The sequence below is a fragment of the Cryptosporangium minutisporangium genome, assembly GCF_039536245.1.
Lineage (GTDB): Bacteria > Actinomycetota > Actinomycetes > Mycobacteriales > Cryptosporangiaceae > Cryptosporangium > Cryptosporangium minutisporangium.
In genome coordinates this window covers 1-20,224 of sequence record NZ_BAAAYN010000053.1, presented here as the reverse complement: position 1 = coordinate 20,224, position 20,224 = coordinate 1, and the positions used below count along the sequence as shown (strand labels likewise).

Below are 20,224 nucleotides of genomic sequence, written 5' to 3'. Positions count from 1 at the left end.
CGCATTTCCGCATTGTCGACAAGGAACCGTTCGCCCTTGACAGTGTTCGATGGCGTAAATACTGTGACCGCACTCCACCGGTCCGATGATCTGCGCGAACTGCGAAAAGAATAACGATCGGTTGTGGGTGTTCTTCGGTCTTCCCCGTACCGCGCCACACGTCTAAGGGAGCCCCGATGTCCCGCACCGCTGGAGCCGCGAGCGCCGCGGCCCCGGTCCCTGACCGGATGTCACCGCTGCCCACGCACCTGGCCCACTGGGCCGGTCGTACTCCTGACGAGCCCGCGCTCACGTTCCTCGACTACCTGTCCAACCCGGACGGCGTAGCCCGGACGCTCACCTGGGCGCAGCTCGACCGGCGCGTCACCGCGGTCGCCGCTGCGTTGCAAGGGACCGTCCGGCGGGGCGAGCGGGTTGCGCTGCTGGTGCCACAGGGGCTGGAGTACGTCGTCGGCTTCCTCGGTGCGCTGCGCGCCGGCGTGATCGCGGTTCCGCTCTTCACCCCGGATCTGCCCGGCCACGGTGACCGGCTGGCCGCGGTGGTCGCCGACGCGGAGCCCGCGGGCGTCGCCACCACGGCCGCTGCCGAGCCGGCGGTCCGGGAGTTCCTCGACGCGCAGGGCCTCGCGTCCAGCGTCGTCCTGCTGGACGCGGACCGACTCGACGCGGATGCCGAATTCACACCGGTCGACCTCGACCCGGACGAGGTGGCGTACCTGCAGTACACCTCCGGCTCGACCCGGACGCCGTCCGGCGTGATGATCAGCCACCGCAACGTCGTGGCGAACACGCACCAGGGCGCGGTGCTCTACGGCGCCGAGTACGGCCGGTCCACGCTGGTCAGCTGGTTGCCGCTCTTCCACGACATGGGCCTGGTGCTGACCGCGTGCGGCGGTGTCGTGTACGGGATCCCCGCGGTGTTCACCGATCCGGTGGCGTTCCTGATGCGACCGGTGCGCTGGCTGGAGATGCTCTCCCGCTACCCGGGCGGCATCACCGCAGCGCCGAACTTCGCGTTCGACTACTGCGCGAAGCGGATCCCGGCGGAGGAGCGGGCCGGGCTCCGGCTGGAGAACGCCGACCTGATCATCAACGCCGCCGAGCCGGTGCTGGCCGAGACGCTGGATCGGTTCGCCGAGACGTTCGAGCCGCACGGCTTACGTCGTGACGTGCTCTCCGGCGCCTACGGCCTGGCCGAGGCGACCGTGCTGGTGGCGTGCTGGGCGTACGACGAGCCCTACCGGGAGCAGACGTTCGACTTCGAGCAGTTGTCGCACGGCGTCGCGACCACCGCGGTGACCAGCCGGGCGCAGCGCATGGTGGCGTGCGGCGGCCCCGACAACCCGGAAGGCGCCAGGCTCGCGATCGTCGACCCGGACACCCGGCAGCGCTGCCCCGAGGGCCGGATCGGCGAGATCTGGGTGTCCGGACCGAACGTGTCCGCCGGGTACTGGAAGCGGCCGGAGGACACCGCCGAGACGTTCGGTGCGGTCCTGGCCGAAGAGGGCGGCGAGTGGCTACGCANCTGGAAGCGGCCGGAGGACACCGCCGAGACGTTCGGTGCGGTCCTGGCCGAAGAGGGCGGCGAGTGGCTACGCACCGGTGACCTCGGTGTCCTGGTCGAGGGTGACCTCTACGTCACCGGCCGCATCAAGGACCTGATCATTCTCGACGGCCGGAACCACTACCCGCAGGACGTCGAGGTCACGGTCGAGGAGGCGCACCCGGTCGTCGGCAGGCATCGGGTGGCCGCGTTCTCGGTCTCCGCATCCGACGGCGAGGCGATGGTGGTGGTCGCGGAGGTGTCCCGGCATGCGACCCCGGACGAGACGGCGCTGACCGATGCCCGGACCGCGATCCGGCGTGCGGTGTCCGCCCGGCACGGCGTCCCGCTGCACGACGTCGTGCTGGTCGACCCGAACGACGTCCCCCGGACGTCCAGCGGGAAGATCGCGCGGTCCGCGACCCGCGACCGTTACCTGGACGGCACCCTGGCGGTCGCTCGATGAACGCCGGTGCTCCTCTGAACGAGGGGGAACTCGCCGAGTGGCTCGTCGCCAGGATCGCGGCCGCGACCGGCGCTGATCCCGCCGACATCGACCGGCACCATCCGCTCGGCGAACTCGGCCTCTCGTCCCGCGACTCCGTCGCGATCATCGGTGAGCTGGAGCGGATCCTCTCCCGGCCGCTCTCACCGACCCTGGTCTGGGAGTTTCCGACGATCGCGCTGCTGGCGGGCGGCTTGGCGTCCGGAGCGTCCGTCAGTAACAGCGCGAGCCCGTCGGTCGCCACAGCTGCCGGCTCGCCGGTCCGTGGAGCCGCCGGCGAGCCGGTGACCGGCCGGCCCGATCCCGGCGACCCGATCGCGATCGTGGGAATCGGCTGTCGTTTCCCGGGGGACGTGCGGACACCTGCCGAGTTCTGGGAGCTGCTCGCCGAGGGGCGCAGCGGTGTCCGGGAGGTGCCGGAGGACCGCTGGGACCAGTTCAGCGACGGCTCGGCCGCCGACGAAGCCGTGCTCGCCAAGACCACTCGGTGGGGTGGTTTCCTCGCCGACGTCACCGGTTTCGACGCGGAGTTCTTCGGGATCACGCCGCGCGAGGCCGAGCTGATGGACCCTCAGCAGCGGCTGCTGCTGGAGGTCGCGTGGGAGGCGCTGGAGCACGCCGGCGTCGCACCCGAGACCCTGCGGGGCACGGCCACCGGCGTTTTCGTCGGCGCGTCCGGCACCGAGTACGGCCACCTCACCGGCGCGAGCCTGGACACGATCGACGCGTGGACCGCCACCGGGTCCGCGCTCTCGATCATCAGCAACCGGCTGTCGTACCTGCTCGACCTGCGCGGCCCGAGCGTCACGCTGGACACCGCGTGCTCGTCGTCGCTGGTCGCGGTGCACCAGGCGTGTCAGAGCCTGCGGTCGGGGGAGAGCGACGTCGCGCTCGCCGGTGGCGTCAACCTGCTGCTGTCCCCGTCGGTGACGGTGACGTTCGACGAGGCCGGGGCACTGGCCCCGGACGGTAGGTGCAAGACGTTCGACGCCGACGCCGACGGCATCGCCCGCGGCGAGGGCTGCGGGGTCGTCGTCCTCAAGCGACTCAGCTCCGCCCGGCGCGACGGCGATCGGGTGCTGGCCGTGATCCGCGGCTCCGGCGTCAACTCCGACGGACGGTCGAACGGCCTCACCGCCCCGAACCCGGTCGCCCAGACCGAGCTGCTGCGGCGCGTCTACGCGACCACCGGTATCTCCCCGACCGAGATCGACTACGTCGAGGCCCACGGCACCGGGACGCTGCTCGGCGACCCGATCGAGGCCCAGGCGCTGGGCGCGACGCTCGGGGCGGGCCGTGAACCGGACCGGCCGCTGCTGATCGGCTCGGTGAAGACGAACCTCGGCCACCTGGAAGCGGCCGCCGGAGTGGCCGGACTGGCCAAGGTCGTGCTGGCGATGGCCCACAACCGGATCCCCGCCAGCCTGCACTACACCGCACCCAACCCGCACATCCCGTTCGAGGACTTTCGTCTCGCGGTGGCCGCAGGCAGCAGACCGTGGCCACGGTACGCCGGAGTCGCCAGGGCAGGCGTATCCGCGTTCGGCTTCGGTGGCACGAACGCGCACATCGTGCTCGAGGAGTACCCGGCCGCGCCGCCACCGCGGACGAAGCGCCGGGGTGCTGCGGACACGGCGCCGCTCACCGTTCTGCCGCTCTCCGCCCCCAACCCCGACCGGTTGCGTGCGTCGGCCGCGCACCTCGCCGACTGGCTCGAATCGCCCGCCGGACGACAGGCGCGGCCCGCCGAGGTGGCGGCCACGTTGGCGCACCACCGGAGCCAGGCGCGGACCCGCGCCGCGGTCGTCGTGCGGGCCGGCGCACCCGGTAACGACACGGCGGAGCCGAGTGCGGATGCGATGGTCGAGGCGCTGCGCCACCTGGCGGCCGGCGAGGAGTGGCCCGGCGTCGTCACCGGGCCGGCCCGCCCGGTGACCCGGGCGAAGGGCCCGGTCTGGGTGTTCTCCGGGTACGGCTCGCACTGGGCCGGTATGGGCCAGCGGCTGTACCGCGAGGAGCCGGTGTTCGCCGACGCGGTCCGCGCGCTCGATCCGGCGTTCCGCACCCACGCCGGCTTTTCGCTCACCGCGCTGGTCGAGAACGGGGAGAAGCCGCGTGACCTCGCGGTCATCCAGATCGCGACGTTCGGGATCCAGCTCGCGCTGACTGCGGTCTGGCGTGCGCACGGCGTCGAGCCGGCCGCCGTGATCGGGCACTCGATGGGTGAGATCACCGCCGCGGTCGTCGCGGGTGCGCTCTCGGCCGAAGACGGCGTCCGGGTGATCACGCTGCGGTCGCGCCTGATGGTCGAGGGTGCCCTGCGGATCCTGTCCGACGGCGGCGACCTCGGCGGCACGGCGGTCGTCGAGCTCACCGCCGCTGAAGTCGACGCGCTGGCGTCGCGCTTTCCGGGCCTGGGCGTCGCGGTCTACGCGTCGCCGACCCAGTGCACGGTGGCTGGTGACAGTGCCCAGCTGGCCGAACTCGTCGCACACGTGGAGTCGCTCGGACGCACGGCGCGGGTGATCGACGTCAAGGGCGCCGCGCACTCGCCGATCATCGACGGCATCCTCGACGAGTTCCGGGCTGGCCTTGCCGGACTGTCGTCGCGGGCGCCCGAGGTGCCGGTCTACGGCACGGTGCTGCCGGATCCCCGCGCCGTGCCGGCGTTCGACCCGGAGTACTGGGCGGCGAACGTGCGCCGATCGGTGCGGTTCACCCAGGCGGTCGCCGCGGCCGCCGCCGACGGCCACACCGTGTTCGTCGAGATCTCGCCGCATCCGATCGCGACCGTGCCGACCGGGCAGACGCTCGAGACTGCAGGCGTCGGCGACCCGGTGCTGGCCTGGACGCTGCGCCGCGACACCGACGACGTCGTCACGTTCGCGACGAACGTCGCCACGCTGCACGCCCACGGCGTCCCGATCGACCTGCGGATTCCGCCGGCGCGGCTGGTGGACCTGCCGACCACTCGGTGGCGCCACCGGCGGCACTGGGTGCCGTCGCGTCCGCGTCGGGCGGTGCCGGCCGGCGTCCACCCACTGCTCGGAGTGCACGTCGAGCAGCCGGGACAGCCGGCGAAGCACCTGTTCCGTGGCGAGGTCGGCACCGAAGCGGTCGGCTGGCTCGCCGACCACCGGGTGCACGGCGTCGTCGTGCTGCCCGGAGCGGCGTTCGCGGAGCTGGCGCTGGCGGCCGCGGCCACCGCGTTCGGTGTGCCCGCGGCCCGGGTATCGCTGACCGACCTGGAGCTGCAACAGATTCTCCCGCTCGGTCCGTCCACCGAGGTCACCACCGCACTCACGGTGTCCGGCCCGGGCGTCGGCACGATCGAAGTCTGGGGTCGCTCGGCCGCGAACGAGTGGATCCGCTACGCCACGGCGAGCGTCGCCACGACCGACTCGCCGCTTGCGGATCCCGGATCGGTGCGAGCGGACGGCGAGGCCGTCGACCTCTACACGCGCTTCCCGCTCGCCGGGCAGTCGTACGGCCCGGCGTTCCGCGGCGTGGTGGACGCGGCACTCGTCGGTGCGTCGCCCGCCGACAGCGCCGCACCGGCCGCCGGGGCACGCGCCGCCGCGCGGGTGGTATTGCCGGAGGCGGCGGGTAACGCCGCCGGGTACCACGCGCACCCGGCTCAGCTCGACGCGCTGCTGCAGACGCTCGCCGTCGCCGCACTCGCCTACGACGTACCCGACGACACGATTTACCTCCCGGCCGGCCTCGGCGCGCTGCGGCTCACCGGGCCGCTCCCCACCGAGGTCCGCGCCGAGGTCACGTTGGTTCCGCAGGGCGAGACCGGCGCGCTCGGCACGGTGCTGGTGCGCGACGGCGACGGCACGCTAGTCGCCGAGATCCGGGACGTCTACCTGCGGCGTGCCGACCGCGGGTCGGTTCCGGTGCCGCTGGCCGAGAAGCTGTTCGAGGCCGCCTGGGAACCCGCCGAGCTGGCGGCCTCCGATCCGGAGTCCTCGAAGGAGAAGGCCGGGCGGTGGCTGGTGCTCGGCACCGGCGACCGCGCCGATCGGGTTTCCGTGCTCCTGGCCGACGCCGGGCAGCAGGTGGTTCGCGGTACCGACCTGGATCCGGAGGTCACCGACGTCCTCGTGGTCGCGGCGCCCACTCCCGGGGACGAGCCGGCCCGCACCGACGTCGAGCAGCACGTGCTAATGGTGGCGCGGGCCGCGCAGATGCTCAGCGATGTGACGTCCGCCCCGCGCTTGTGGACGGCCACCACCGGCGCCGCCGCGGTCGCCGACGGCGAGGTGCCCGAGCCCGGGTCGGCGGCGGTCCGGGCGCTGATCCGCGTGCTCGGCGTCGAGCACCCGGAGCTGACCGCGACGCTGGTCGACGCGGACTCCGCCGAAGCACTGGTGACCGAGCTGCTCGTGCGCGCCCCCGACACCGAGATCGCCCGGCGCGGTGACTGCCGCTGGGTGGCTCGCCTGACCCGGGTGGAGCTTCCGGAACCCACCGACCGACCCCTGGTACGGCCGGGCGGGTACGTGATCTCCGGTGGTCTCGGCGGTCTGGGCCTGCTGCTCACCGAGTGGCTGGCCGAGCGCGGTGCCCGGCGGATCGTGCTGAACAGCCGTCGGGGCACGGCGCCCCCGGACGTGGCCGCGACGCTGGAGCGCCTACGCCTCGGTGGCACGGAGGTCGAGGTCGTCGCCGGTGACGTCGCCGAGCCGGGCGTCGCCGAGGAGCTGGTGGCCGCCGCGACCTCCGGTGACCTCCCGTTGTACGGCGTCGTGCACGCGGCCGGAACGCTGGCCGACCAGGCCGTCCTGACGCTCGACGCGCAGACGCTGCGCACGGTGTGGACGCCCAAGGTCACCGGCGCCTGGCGGCTGCACGAAGTCACCACCAGCGCCGACCTCGACTGGTTCCTCGTCTACTCGTCGGCCGCCGGGCTGCTCGGCTCGCCGGGACAGGCCAGTTACGCCACCGCGAACGCCTGGCTGGACGCGTTCGTCGAGTGGCGCCGGGCGCAGGGGCTACCGGCGACCAGCATCCAGTGGGGTGCGTGGGCCCAGGTCGGCGGCGCGAAGGACACCACCAACGCGCTGCTCGAGCCGATTACGCCGGCCGAGGGCATGGAGGCACTCGCCGCGGTGCTCGGCTCCGGGCGGGCGGTCACCGGCGTGACCCGGCTCAACGCCGCCCAGGTGCTAGCGCTCTTCCCGCGCGTCGGGCAGATCCCGTTCTTCGCGCACGCGATGGCGGAGCTGTCGGTGGTGGACGAGCCCGCGGTCGCGGACTGGGCAGGCGTCGACGCGATCAAGGCCCTGCCGCCGGACGACGCGTGGTCCGCGCTGATCGACCGGCTGCTCACCCGGGTCGGCGGCATCATGGGATACCGCCCGGACGACCTGGACCCGGACACCCCGCTGACCGAGCTGGGGCTGGACTCGCTGATGGCGGTGCGGGCCAAGAACGCGGTGGAGGCGGACTTCAGCGTCCAACTGCCGGTTCGTCTGCTGCTGCAGGGCGCGAGCCTGGACGACTTCGTCCGCCACATCGGGACCGAGATCGGGTTGCCGGAACGGGCCGCCCGCGAACCGAAGCGGAAGGTTCTCGCGGGGCGCGACCACACCGAGCGGATGGTCCGAGGGTTCGTCCAGGAGGTGGTGGGTCGCGAGGACATCAGCATGGACGAGGTGTTCCCCGGCGATCGGGCCGCGGCCGAACGTCTCCGCGAGTTGGTGCTCACCCGGGCGCCGGACCTGCCGCACGACGCCGACACGCTCTTCGCGACCCCGACGATCGCCGCGATGGCCGATCTGGTGCGCCCGTACTACGAGAACTCCGCGTCGCCGCTGCGGGTACTGCGGGCCGAGGGCAGCCGGCGGCCGATCTTCCTCGGGCACCCGGCAGGCGGGCCGAGCAGCGTCTACCAGGAACTGGTCAGTCTGCTGCACCCGGACCAGCCCGCGTACGGGCTGGAGCGGATCGACGAGCTGACCACGATCGAAGCCAAGGCCGCCCGGTACATCGAGCTGGTCCGTGAGGTGCAGCCGCACGGGCCCTACCAGCTCGGCGGCTGGTCGCTCGGCGGTTGCGTGGCCTACGAGATGGCCCAGCAGCTCCGGGCGGCCGACGAGGAGGTCGCGTTCGTGGCGCTGATCGACACGATCGTGCCGCTGCCGCCGGAGCCGGGGAAGTCGGAGCAGGAGCTGATCACCGACCGACTGATGGTGTTCCTGAACTACCTGCGCGACATCTACGACATCGAGGTCGACATCCCCTACGACGAGCTGTTCGAGCTCGACGACATCGCCCAGACCGACTTGCTGATGAAGCTGATGGCGGACGCCGGGCTCGGTATGAGCAAGGGCATCCTCCAACACCAGCGGGACTCCTACCTGGACATGCGGGTCGCCGAGCGGTACCGGATCCAGCCCTACGACGGGCGCGTGATCCTCTATCGGGCCACCGAGCCGGCCGACGTCATCGCAGCCCAGGACCCCCGGTACCTCCGCACCGACGAGGCCCTCGGCTTCGACGAATGGTGCTCGAACCTGGAGGTCGTCCCGCTGCCGGGCGACCACCTGTCGCTGATCGACCGTCCCAACCTCGACGTGCTGGCGAGCCATCTCGACGGTGTCCTCGCCGAGGAGAGTGACCGATGACCACGACAGATCTGCCGCGTACTACTACTACTGCTACCGGCACCGCGGCGAAAATCGCGGAGCTGGCCCGCCGCCGAGAGGTCGCCCGGCAGGGCGCGATCGCCTCGGTGGAGAAGCAGCACGCCAAGGGCAAGCTCACCGCCCGCGAGCGGATCGAGGCGTTCCTCGACCCGGGTTCGTTCGTCGAGGTGGACGAGCTGGCCCGGCACGGCGCAGGCAACTACGGCGCCGACGTCCGGGAGTCCTACGGCGACGGCGTCGTCACCGGTTACGGACTCGTCGGCGGCCGCCCGGTCTGCGTCTACGCGCAGGACTTCACGATCTTCGGCGGCAGCGTCGGCGAGCGCGTCGGCCAGAAGATCGTGAAGGTGATGCAGCGGGCGATCGACGTCGGCTGCCCGATCATCGGCATCAACGACTCCGGCGGCGCCCGGATCCAGGAGGGCGTGGCGTCGCTGGCCTCCTACGCCGAGGTCGGCTACCACATCGGGCTGGCCTCCGGGGTGGTGCCGCAGGTCTCGCTGATCCTCGGCCCCTGCGCCGGGGGTGCGGTCTACGGGCCGGCGGCCACCGACGTCGTCGTCATGGTGGAGAAGACGTCGCACCAGTTCGTCACCGGACCGGACGTCGTCCGCGCGGTGACCGGCGAGCAGGTGACGTTCGAGGAGCTCGGTGGTCCGGCGGTCAACGCGGCGGCCGGGAACGTGCACTACGTCGCCGCCGACGAGAAGGACGCGTTCGACTGGGTGCAGACGCTGCTGTCGTACTTGCCGTCGAACAACCTGGACGAGCCGCCGGATTTCGGAGCGGCCGACTGGGCGTACGACACCGAGCTGGAGATGAACGCCGAGGACCTCGGCCTCAACGCGGTGATCCCGGACGAGCCGAATCGGCTCTACGACATGACGACCGTGATCCGCCACCTGGTGGACGACGGCGAGTTCCTGGAGATGCAGGCCGCCTTCGCCCCGAACCTGCTGGTCGGGCTGGCCCGGATCGAGGGGCGCACCGTGGGCCTGCTGGCCAACCAGCCCCTGCACCTGTCCGGGGCGCTGGACATCGACGCGTCGGAGAAGGGCGCGCGGTTCATCCAGTTCTGCGACGCGTTCAACATCCCGATCCTGACCCTGGTGGACGTTCCGGGGTATCTGCCGGGGCTCGATCAGGAGCGGGGCGGGATCATCCGGCGCGGCGTGAAGCTGTCGTTCGCCTACGCGACGGCGACCGTGCCGATGGTCACCGTCATCGTCCGGAAGGCGTACGGCGGCGGGTACGCGTCGATGGGATGCAAGCACTACCGGGTCGATACGAACCTGGCGTGGCCGACCGCCGAGATCGCGGTGATGGGCGGCGAGGCGGCGGTCAGCGTGCTGTTCCGGCGGCAATTGCAGGAAGCCGTGGCGGCGGGTGACTACGAGTCCGTCCACAGCACGCTGGTGGATGCCTACCGTGCCGAGAAGTGCACACCGTACGAGGCCGCCGAGCGCGGCTACATCGACGCGGTGATCGCACCGTCGGAGACCCGCATCGAGGTGGCGAAGGCACTGCGGATGCTGCGCACGAAACGCAAGACGATGCCCGCCCGCAAGCACACGAACATTCCACTGTGAGGAGCGTCGGGAGGGCCTTCCTCGCCATCGTCCTGGGGCTCGCGTTGGTCGGAGTTGCGGCGCCGGTCCGCGCCGCCGGGCCCGGGTTGATCATCGGCTCGGGGGCGCGCGCCGACGACGGCGCGTACGTCGTGTCGGAGACCCTCGTGGACAGCCGGACCGTGGACTTGACGATCCACTCGCCTGCGCTGGGCGGGAACGTCTCCACCCGGCTGCTGCTGCCGCGGGACTGGGCGACCCAACCGGCCGCCACCTGGCCGACGCTCTGGCTGCTGCACGGTGCCGGCGAGCCGCAGGACTACCGGTCGTGGACGCACTACACCGACGTCGAGGCGTTCACCGCGGACAAGAACGTGCTGGTCGTGATGCCCAGCGACGGCCTGGCCGGCTTCTACACCGATTGGCTGTTCGGCGGTTCGTCGAAGCCGCGCAAGTGGGCGACGTTCCACATGGTGGAGCTGTTCCAACTGCTGGAGCGTGGCTACCGCGCCGGACCGAACCGTGCGATCGCCGGGCTGTCGCTGGGCGGGTACGGCGCGTTGACGTACTCCTTCCAGTACCCCGGGCGGTTCCAGGCGGCGGCGTCGTACAGCGGATTGGTGGACACGCTCTTCCCGGGTGCGCCCGCGCTGGTGCAGGCGATGGTGCTGCGGGCGGGGGAGTTGCCCGCGCAGATGTGGGGCAGCCCGGTGTTGAACGTTTTCGGCTGGGCGGCGCGTAACCCGGCGTCGAACGTGGCCAAGCTGCGGGGGATGCGGCTCTTCCTGTCGTGCGGCAACGGCCGATCCGAAACCGGTGACGCTCCGCTCGACGCGACGTTGCTGGAGGCTGTCGCGGCGCCGGCGAACAACGCGTTGGCGTCCAAGTTGCGGAGTGCGGGGATCCCGGTGACGACGGATCTCGGCAACACCGGCGTGCACGCGTGGCCGTACTGGGAGCAGAAGCTCAAGGCGTCCTGGCCCGTACTCGCGGCGGGGCTCGGCGTCTGAGCGCGTGTGCATTCGCGTGACCCCCAGGTCATGCGAATGCACACACGCCCAGCCGTCGTCCACAGCGCGCCGCTTCCCTCTTACCGGCGCGCCTGCGACCGGGCCACCGTGGCGCGATGGACCCGTTGGCGCCTGCGGCGTGGCGCGGCCTGCTTCGCCGCCAGGAGAGGGCGGTCTCCCGCGCTCAGCTGCTGGCGCAGGGTTTCACCGACGCCGCGATCAGCGCGCAGATCGCTGGAGGACGATGGCAACGCCCGCTGCCCGGTGTCGTGGTCACCTTCACCGGCCCGCTGCCCATCCCGACGATCTGCTGGGCGGGCTTGCTGTACGCGGGCGCCAACTCGCTGCTCAGCCATGACACAGCGGGTGCGCTGTGGGGTCTGGTCCCGGATGCGCGCACCACTGCGCTCCACATGACCGTCCCGTTCACCCGCGGGGTGCGGTCGCGTCGGGGGTTGATCGTGCACCGGACGCGAATCGATCTCCGGTCGGTCGGCTCGCCGCCGCGCACCGAGTTGGCGGAGACAGCCCTGGCACTCTGCCATCGGGCGCACCGCGTCTCGGACGTCACTGCCGTTCTGGCCAGCTGGTGCAGCGGTCCCCGGCCGCGCTCCACCGCGTTGCCGAGCTGGCACGTACCCGGCCCGGTCTCCACCGCCGAAACGAGATCCTCGCAGCTGCCGCCGATGTCAGCGGGGGTGCTCACTCGGTGCTCGAGCGGGAGTATCCGGTCGATGTCGAGCAGGCCCACGGCATTCCGCCGGGAACGCGGCAAAGAGGGATCGGCAAGACGCGGGACGACGTCCACTACGACGACTACGACACGACCGTCGAACTGGACGGACGCGCTGTCCATCGGCCGGCGGAAGCCGCCTGGCGGGACATGCGACGCGACAACGTCTCCGCGGTGCGTGGTGACATGACGCTGCGGTACGGCTGGGAGGACGTCCATACCCGTCCCTGCGAGGTAGCCGCCGAGGTGGCCGCGGTGCTTCGGGCGCGCGGCTGGCGTGGGCAGCCGACTCCCTGCGGGCCGGACTGCCTGGTAAGGGTGGCCCGGTAGTGCGTGTGCGATCGCGGGGGCTAGGGCTGGAGGGAATGCACACGAGCTTCTGGAGCGACCGGCACCGGGCGGAGCGTCGCCAATGCGATCGCGCCACCCAGCACGGTGAGCGCTGCGGCACCCCAGAGTCCGAGCGCGTAACCGCTCGCGAACGCGTCGACCGGCGCCGCGCCCTCGTCCGCCGCGGCCGCCTCGCGGGTCGCGACGACCGCGCCGACCAGCGCGATGCCGAGCACCCCGGAGACCTCCCGGGACACGCTGACCACCGCCGCCGCCACGCCGGCCTTCGCCTCCGGCACCACCTCGAGCACCGCTGAGGTCAGCGGGGTGGTCAGGGCGGAGCCGACGCCGATCAGCACCAGGCCGGGCAGCAGCATCGAGGCGGCGTCGCCCCGGCCGACGAACGAGACCCACACCAAGCCGACCGCGATCAGCCCCATCCCGCTCGCGACCGTCCAGTGGACGCCGACCCGGTTCGCGAGCAGCGCCGAGACCGGCACGAACACCACCAGCCCGATCGCCAGCGGAACGAACATCGCTCCGGCGACGGTCGGGCTGAGCTCCAGGACGTCCTGCAGGAACAGCGACGTGAAGAAGAAGACGCCGTTGATCCCGAGGCCCCACAGCACCTGAGCGGCCGTGCCGCCGCTGAAGACCCGGTTCGCGAACAGCGTCACGTCGATCATCGGCGCCTGCGCCACCCGCTCGACGACGACGAACGCCGCACCGCCGACGACCGCGAGCACCGCGGCGACCAGGATGTCCGGTGATCCGAAGCCCTTCGCGTTGCCCTCGATCAAGGCGTACGTGAGCGCGGTCATCGCCACCGTGGAGGTGACCAGCCCGGCGACGTCGATCCCTTGACCGTCCGCGCGCGAGCGCCCGATGGTCCGTGCCCCGAGCACCATCGTCAGGATCCCGACGGGGACGTTGAGGAAGAAGATCCAGCTCCAGTGCCAGTGCTCGGCCAGCGCGCCACCGACGACCGGGCCCAACGCCAGCGACAGCGCGATCGATGCGGTGAAGATGCCCGCACCCAGGTGGCGGGAGGCCGGCGGCACGTCGGCGGCGAGCACTGCGAGCGTGGACGGCAGCACCAGCGCGGCCCCGACGCCCTGCAGCACCCGGGCGCCGATCAGGAAGTCACCGGACGTGGCGAACCCGGCTAAAACCGAGGCGCCGACGAACAGCGCCAGCCCGGCCAGGAACACTCGCCGCCGACCGTAGAGATCGGTCAAGCGACCGCCGGCCAGCAGCAGTCCGGAGAACGCGAGGATATAACTCGTCGCGATCCATTGAAGTCCGCTCACCGGCAGCGCGAAGTCGCGTTGCATCGACGGCAGCGCGACATTCACGACCGTGTTATCGAGTGAAGTGACAAATGCTGCGAGCGCAATTGGCACCAGCACCACACGAGAAGTCACCGGCGTCCTCCTAGCGACGCCACCGGGCGGTTCCGGCGCAGCGGCGTGGTCACGCCCGCCCCTTTCCGCCCCGATGGTCACGTCATCATCGCAGAGCGACTACGACGAAGTGGGTGATTCGTGGGAAATGGACCACGTTCCCGAGGGCGGCGTCGAGAGGCCCGAAATGACTTCCGAATGGGGGGCGGAATCGATACCGAAGGATCAGCCAGAGATCACCGTGGGTATTTCTGTGAAAAACCCGATGGGTAAAAAAATTCGTGGTACTGCCAACATTTCTGGTCGCCGTGCCGTAACTTGTGTGTTGACAGTTGCAACGTATCGTTAATAGTCTCCCGGTCAGTTTCGCATTACTGTCTGTGGCTTCGGGGTCGTCACAGGCCGTTGCGCGAGCCACGCGCGCAGCCGCCTCCTCTCCGACCGAAGACATCGTTCCGCGGCCATCCACCGCGCCGGTGTCTGTGTCCGGAGTGATGTGCAGCTTCCGCGTGCTCACGATGTAGGTATCGCCGTGCGTCACTCGGCCGCCACGGGCCGGGTCGGCTGGAGGTGGCCAGATGTCGCAGTTAGCCCTGCGCCCGGGGGCGTTCGAACCCTGGGCCGGTCTGCCGCCCGAGTTGGCAGAAGTCATCAAGCCCGAACTCGGCACGTTGGCCGAGGAGATCGTCGACGCGGTTCGCGAGCGCATTCCCGAGTTCGGTCAGTCGATGGGCGAGCCCTACGAGTACGTGATCCGCGTCGGCGTCGAGCGGGCACTGACCCAGTTCGCCGACAAGGTCGGTGACCCGAGCCTCACCGTCGACGACTGGGACGCCGTCCACCGCAAGCTCGGGTACGGCGAGTTCCAACAGGGCCGCAGCCTGGACGCGCTCCAGGCCGCCTACCGGCTGGGTGCGCGGGTCGCCTGGCGACGGCTGGCCGACGCCGGTCTCCGGCTGGAGCTGCCCGCTCCGCTGCTCTTCCAGCTGGGCGAAGCCGTGATCGCGTACGTGGACCAGCTCGCCTCGCTCTCGGTCGAGGGGTACGCCGAAGCGCAGGCGCACGCCGCCGGAGCGCGGGAACGCCGGCGGCGTCAGCTGATGCAGATGCTGCTGTCGGATCCGCCGCCCTCCGCGCTCGCGATCGCCGACCTGGCGAAGTCGGCGCGGTGGACGGTGCCCGAGCGGCTGGTGGCCGTCGCGCTGGAGCCGCGCGGGGACGACCGCGAACTGACCCTGCCCGACCTGGGGCCGGCCGTGCTCGTAGACCTGGAGGGCGCCGAGCCCTGCCTACTCGTCCCGGAAGCGCAGCTGGACCGCACCGAAGCAGCGCTGCGCACCGTCCTGCACGGCTCGCGTGCGGCGCTCGGCTTGCCGGTGCCCGTGCCGGATGCGCGTCGCTCGCTGCGCTGGGCGCGGCGTGCGCTCGCGCTGCTGCGCCGGGGGACGCTGAGCGGCCAGCACGTCGTGCGGAGCGCCGACCACCTGTCGACCTTGATGCTGCTCGCCGACGAGCCGCTCGTCGAGCTGTTCGCGGAGCGGCGGCTGGCGCCGCTCCGGCAGCTCACCGTGAAGCAGCAGGCCCGCCTGAGCGAGACGCTGCTCGCCTGGCTGGAGACGCGCGGCGGCGCGCCCGAGGTGGCGTCCCGGCTCCAGGTGCACCCCCAGACGGTGCGGTACCGCCTGCGGCAGCTCGAAGCGCTGTTCGGGGAGCAGCTGCACGACCCGGACTCGCGATTCGAGCTGGAGTCGGCGCTGCGTGCCCTCGCGGTGCTCCGCGGCCCCGCGGCCACCGACGGCGACTGACGCGGCCACCGACGCCCGCTGACGCGGAACCGGCCTCTACGAGCTGCGTAGAGGCCGGTTCCGCGTGCGCGGAACGCGGGATCAGGCCGTGGCCAGCACCTCGGCTACCTTCGCCAGCAGGCTGCGCCGGGTGAACGGCTTCTCGACCAGCGTCACGTCCGGCCCGATCGTCCCCTTGGACGTCAACAGCGGCTGCGCGAAACCGGACATGTAGAGCACCCGCATCGACGGCCGGTCGAGCCGCAGCCGGTTGGCGACCTCCTGCCCGGACAGCCCCGGCATCGTCACGTCGGTGAGCAGCAGATCGATCGTGCCCTCGTACGCGCTGGCGAGCTGCGCCGCCTCGTCGCCGGAACCGGCCGACAGCACCGCGTACCCACCTCGTCCGAGGATGATTTCGATCGACTTACGGAGGTCGGGCTCGTCGTCGACGACCAGCACGCACCGCTCGGGCCGGCTCTCCGCGGCCGACAGCGGCACCGGGCTCTGTGCCCCCGGGCGATTGACGGGTGCGCCGTCGGAGGCGGGCAGCAGGATCGTCACCGACGTGCCCCAGCCCGGACGCGACCGCAGGTACACGGTGCCGGCCGCCTGCGACACGATCCCGTACACCGACGCCAGTCCCAGGCCGGTGCCCTGGCCCTCGGGTTTGGTCGTGTAGAACGGCTCGAACGCGCGCTCGGCCACCTCGGGCGGCATGCCGGTGCCGGTGTCGGTGACCCGCAGTTGCACGTACCGGCCGTCGCTCAGCCCGTACCGGGCGGCCTGCGCGGAGTCCAGCGCCACGTTGACCGCGTCGATCTGGAGCGTGCCGCCCTTGGGCATCGCGTCGCGGGCGTTCACGGCCAGGTTGACCAGCACCTGTTCGATCCGGCCCGGGTCGGCGGTGACCGGCCAGAGCTCCGGGTCGCTGCTCGTCGAGACCCGTACGTCGGTACCGAGCGTGCCGGAGAGCAGCCGGGTGACGTCCGTGATCACCTCGCTGAGCAGGAAGACCTGCGGACGCACCACCTCGCGACGGCCGAACGCGAGCAGCTGTTTGGTCAGGCGGGAGCCGCGTTCAGCGGCCTGCTGCATCTGCTCGACCGCACGGCGGGCGCCGGCGAGCCGTCCGTGGTCGTCGCCGGGCGGGATCAGCTGCGCGAGAGCGCTCAGGTCTTCTTCGGCGATCGACGCGTGGCTCAGGATGATCGCCAGCACGTTGTTGAAGTCGTGGGCGACGCCGCCGGCCAGCTGACCCAGGCTGTCCAGACGCTGCGCCCGCTGCAGTTCGTTCTCCAGTCGCAGCCGCTCGGCTTCGCCCTCCATCCGGGTGGCGAGGTCGCGCACGGTCACCGCGATCAGCAGTCCGTCCTCGGTGAGCAGCGAAGACAGCAGGATCTCCGCCGGGAACTCGGAGCCGTCCTTGCGGCGCCCGGTGACCTGGGTTCCGTCGGCCCCGGCCCGCTGCGCGCCGGTGCCGGACTCGGCGAGCACAACTTGCCTGGCGTCCGGCAGTACGGCCTCGATCTGCTGCCCGAACAGCTCGTCGGCGAGGTAGCCGAAGGCGCGCGCCGCCTCGGTGTTCGCCAGCTGGATCCGGCCGTCGACGTCCACGCCGATGATCGGGAGCGGTGTGGCGTCGAGCAGCCAGCGGAACTTGGCCTCCGCCCGTTCGGAGTCCGTGAGATCACGGGCCGCGTACGCGATCCCCACGACGTCACCGTGCGGACCGACGATCGGGGAGGCGGTGACGCTCACCGCGACCCTCCGGCCGTCGGCGCGCACGATCTGCCCGTCCGGGATGTGCATCGTCTCGCCCTCGCGGACCTTGGCGAGCGTCTCGGTCACCTGTTCGGTGTGCACCGGCTCCACGAACGCGGTGATCGGCCGGCCGACCATCTCCGCGGACGTCCAGCCGTAGACCCGTTCGGCCGCGGTGTTCCAGGAGGTGATCGTCCCGTCGGTCGACGCGCTGACGATCGGCGTGTGGGCGTTCTCGACGATCGCCGACAGCCAGCGCATCCGCTCCACCGCGCGGTTGCGCCGGCCCAGGTCGCGGATCGCCACCGAGACCAGCGGCCCCTCCGGCGTGTCCATCGGCGTCATCGAGAACTCGGCGTGGAACTCCGTGCCGTCCTTGCGGCGGCAGGCGAGCTCCACGCCGGTGTGCGCCGTGACGTCCTTCATTCCCGACGGCTCCCGGAGGAGGTCGTCGAGGGGCCGCTGGGACAGCTCGTCCCAGCTGTAGCCGAACAGGTCTTCGGCACCGGAGTTGGCCTGCGTGATCCGGCCGTCCGGGTCGACCGCCACGATCGCCTCGGGCAGCTCCGGAGGCAGGGCGCCGCTCGCCGAGTCCACCTGCGGGACCAGTTGTTCGGTCACGCCGCCCCCATATCGTGACAGAAAACTACCGTTAAATGAGGATTGTACGTTCTAGGTGGGTTGGCGGCCGGAGTGCCGCGCTCCGCGCGGCTGTGCGAGCCTTCGGGCGTGAGCGCTCGCCCGTCTGCCTCGTCCCGTTCCGAACTACCTGCTCCGGACGCCGTGGGAGCGCTCGTCGCGGAGTACGGCGTTCACTCGCGGGCGATACGTGAGGTCCTCGTCGCGCTGACCGACCGCTCGTGGACGCTCGCCGACCTGGTGCAGACCTTCGCGGTGCCCCGTCGCACCGTGGAAGAGGTACTCGCCGCTCTGGGACCCGACCTGGAACCGGGTGACCTGCCGCGGATCCGGGTCGACCGGGTGGCGGAGTACCGGCGTCGGTTCGGGGCCGACCACCTGCGGGCCACCGCGCTCGCCGATCCGCTCGGTCCCGCGCTCGCGGAGGCGGGTGACCTGCTCGCGACCGTGACCCGGCTGCGCGCCGCCGCGCCGCCGCCGCGCCGGGCCCTCGACCACGTCGCGGCGACCCCGGAGACCGCGGTCCGGCGCGCGCTCTGGCTGGACGCGCACTTCGACCTGGCCGGCGGGCACCTGCTCTGCGTCGGGGACCACGACCTGACCGCGCTCGCCACCTGTCTGCTTCGGCCCGAGCTCACCGCGAGCGTGGTCGACGTCGACGAGCGGCTTCTCGCGTACATCGACCGGGCGGCGCCGGCGGAGGGTCTGGCGATCCGCTGTCTCGTCGGTGACCTGCGGTTCGGGCTGCCGCCCGCGGCCACGGGGCGGGCCGAACTCGCGTTCACCGATCCGCCCTACACGCCGGACGGCGTGCGGCTGTTCCTCGAACGGGCGCTCGAAGGGCTGACACCGAAGGGGCGGATTCTGCTCGCGTACGGGTTCTCGGAGCGGACGCCCGCGCTCGGTCTGGCGGTCCAGCGGGAGTTCGGCGAGCTGGAGCTCGCGGTGGAAGCGCAGTGGCCGGCGTTCTCCCGGTACGTCGGAGCGCAGGCGATCGGCAGCGCCAGCGACCTGTACCTGCTGCGCCCGACGAACAAGGCTCGCCGGAAGGCATCCCGGGGTGGGCGGCCCACGATCTACACCCACGGCGAGCAGTCGGCGGAGGCGTCCGGCGGGGTGGCGGCCGACGTGGCGTCGGCCCTGGTGGACGCCGCGGCCGGACCGCAGAGGCTTCCGGTCCTCGGGTCGGCGCCGGTGCCGGGAGAGCTGGCCGCCGCGCTGGCGGGCACCGGCGAGCTGGCGGGCACCGGCGAGCTGGCGGGGGAGCGGTCGCTCGCCGCGCTCTGGACCGGCGGCGTGCCCGGACCCGCGCGGGCCGGTGCCGTGGCGGTGGACGCCACCGCGGACCCGGGGAGCTGGTTGCTCCGGATCCTGCTGGCGGCGGACGCCCGCCGGGTCGCGGTCGCGGTCGGTAACCAGCACCCGGACCTGGGGGACGCGGCGAGTCAGCGCGCGCTGGCAGAGCTGGTCGCGCCGAAGTGGGCGCTGCGGTTCCGCCGCAGCACACCGGGGCCGACCTCCGCGCTGGTCGAGGCCGTGACGGTGGACGAGCCCGCGGACCCGGGGGAGCGGCTCGTGCGGCACGTGCTGGATCGGGCGCACGGGCGCCTGGTGAACGTCTGGCGGGACGGCCTGGTCGCGGTCGCGGGCCTGTCCAAGCCCGCAGCGTCCACCCGCGTGACCACCGCACTCCCCGCGGGCAGGGCCGCGCCGGAGACCGACGCCGCGGGCGCCAGGCGCGGGCTCGCGCCGGAGGCCGACGCCTCGCTGATGGAGATCCCGCGCCACCGTCTGGCGCCCCTCTTCGCCGCGATCCGAGCCTCCGCCGCGCCCTGAGAAGCACGCCCCGCGGGCCTCGCGGACCCCACCCGCCGCTCCGTGCGCCCTGGACGCGATCGAACGGGGAGGATTCAGACACGCCGACGCGAGGTAGACCCCCGCCGAGCCGGACGCAGGAGACGGACTATTCTGCTCGCGAGGCTTGCCCAGCCGCGGGCCGTCAGGCCCATGCGACGCCGATCTGCCAGGAGGGTCCGGCTGTGACCATCGAAGCCGAACGCATTGAACCCGAGCCGATCGTGAGTCGGCCGTGGCCGGTGCACGAGCCGGTCAAGGGCAGCGCGTTGGCCCGGATCATCCGGACGACCGACGCGAAGCAAATCGGCATCATGTACTTGATCACGTCGTTCTTCTTCTTCGCCGCGGCCGGCGTGATGGCGTTGCTGATGCGCGCCGAGCTGGCCCGGCCGGGGCTGCAGTTCCTCTCGAACGAGCAGTACAACCAGCTGTTCA

Annotated in this window: 11 protein-coding genes; 8 read left to right on the top strand and 3 right to left on the bottom strand. The window is 71.8% G+C overall.

Translation table 11 applies throughout. From position 1 onward, the window contains the following. Positions 1-176: 176 nt before the first annotated feature. From ABEB28_RS35880 to ABEB28_RS35865, 4 genes are read left to right on the top strand one after another with little or no spacing between them, the layout of a single operon-like run. A complete protein-coding gene (locus ABEB28_RS35880; RefSeq protein WP_345732732.1) occupies positions 177-2,009 on the top strand; it encodes a fatty acyl-AMP ligase in 1,833 nt (610 codons plus the stop codon). Then, positions 2,006-8,680 (top strand): SDR family NAD(P)-dependent oxidoreductase, encoded by a 6,675-nt coding sequence (locus ABEB28_RS35875; protein ID WP_345732731.1) that lies wholly within the window; start codon positions 2,006-2,008, stop codon positions 8,678-8,680. Before ABEB28_RS35880 ends, ABEB28_RS35875 begins: the two co-directional genes overlap by 4 nt. Beyond that, positions 8,677-10,290 (top strand): acyl-CoA carboxylase subunit beta, encoded by a 1,614-nt coding sequence (locus ABEB28_RS35870; RefSeq protein ID WP_345732730.1) that lies wholly within the window; start codon positions 8,677-8,679, stop codon positions 10,288-10,290. The genes ABEB28_RS35875 and ABEB28_RS35870 overlap by 4 nt, the downstream gene beginning before the upstream one ends. After that, on the top strand, positions 10,287-11,279 hold the full coding sequence (locus ABEB28_RS35865; RefSeq protein WP_345732729.1) for an alpha/beta hydrolase: 993 nt from the start codon (positions 10,287-10,289) through the stop codon (positions 11,277-11,279). The genes ABEB28_RS35870 and ABEB28_RS35865 overlap by 4 nt, the downstream gene beginning before the upstream one ends. A gap of 184 nt (positions 11,280-11,463) precedes the next feature. Here the strand turns inward: ABEB28_RS35865 and ABEB28_RS35860 are convergent, their stop codons facing one another. Next, complete coding sequence (locus ABEB28_RS35860; protein ID WP_345732728.1) at positions 11,464-11,985, bottom strand: hypothetical protein; 522 nt, start codon at positions 11,983-11,985, stop codon at positions 11,464-11,466. Positions 11,986-11,988: 3 nt separating this feature from the next. Between ABEB28_RS35860 and ABEB28_RS35855 the strand changes: the two genes are divergently transcribed. After that, positions 11,989-12,342 carry a hypothetical protein gene (locus tag ABEB28_RS35855; RefSeq protein ID WP_345732727.1) on the top strand — a complete coding sequence of 118 codons (354 nt, stop codon included), beginning with the start codon at positions 11,989-11,991 and terminating at the stop codon, positions 12,340-12,342. Between the two features lie 20 nt (positions 12,343-12,362). On the opposite strand, the gene ABEB28_RS35850 is transcribed toward ABEB28_RS35855, so the two are convergent. Further along, on the bottom strand, positions 12,363-13,697 hold the full coding sequence (locus ABEB28_RS35850; protein ID WP_376981869.1) for an MFS transporter: 1,335 nt from the start codon (positions 13,695-13,697) through the stop codon (positions 12,363-12,365). A 626-nt stretch (positions 13,698-14,323) separates the two neighbouring features. Here ABEB28_RS35850 and ABEB28_RS35845 point away from each other — a divergent pair. Further along, entirely contained in the window at positions 14,324-15,550 is a 1,227-nt protein-coding gene (locus ABEB28_RS35845; RefSeq protein WP_345732726.1) for a PucR-like N-terminal domain-containing protein, read from the top strand. An 81-nt stretch (positions 15,551-15,631) separates the two neighbouring features. Here the strand turns inward: ABEB28_RS35845 and ABEB28_RS35840 are convergent, their stop codons facing one another. Continuing rightward, positions 15,632-17,914, bottom strand: coding sequence for a hybrid sensor histidine kinase/response regulator (locus ABEB28_RS35840; RefSeq protein WP_345732725.1), 2,283 nt, complete (start codon positions 17,912-17,914; stop codon positions 15,632-15,634). A gap of 108 nt (positions 17,915-18,022) precedes the next feature. Between ABEB28_RS35840 and ABEB28_RS35835 the strand changes: the two genes are divergently transcribed. Beyond that, positions 18,023-19,768, top strand: coding sequence for a bis-aminopropyl spermidine synthase family protein (locus tag ABEB28_RS35835; protein ID WP_345732724.1), 1,746 nt, complete (start codon positions 18,023-18,025; stop codon positions 19,766-19,768). Between the two features lie 203 nt (positions 19,769-19,971). Then, on the top strand, positions 19,972-20,224 hold a 253-nt coding region (locus ABEB28_RS35830; RefSeq protein WP_425559040.1), incomplete at its 3' end, for a cbb3-type cytochrome c oxidase subunit I.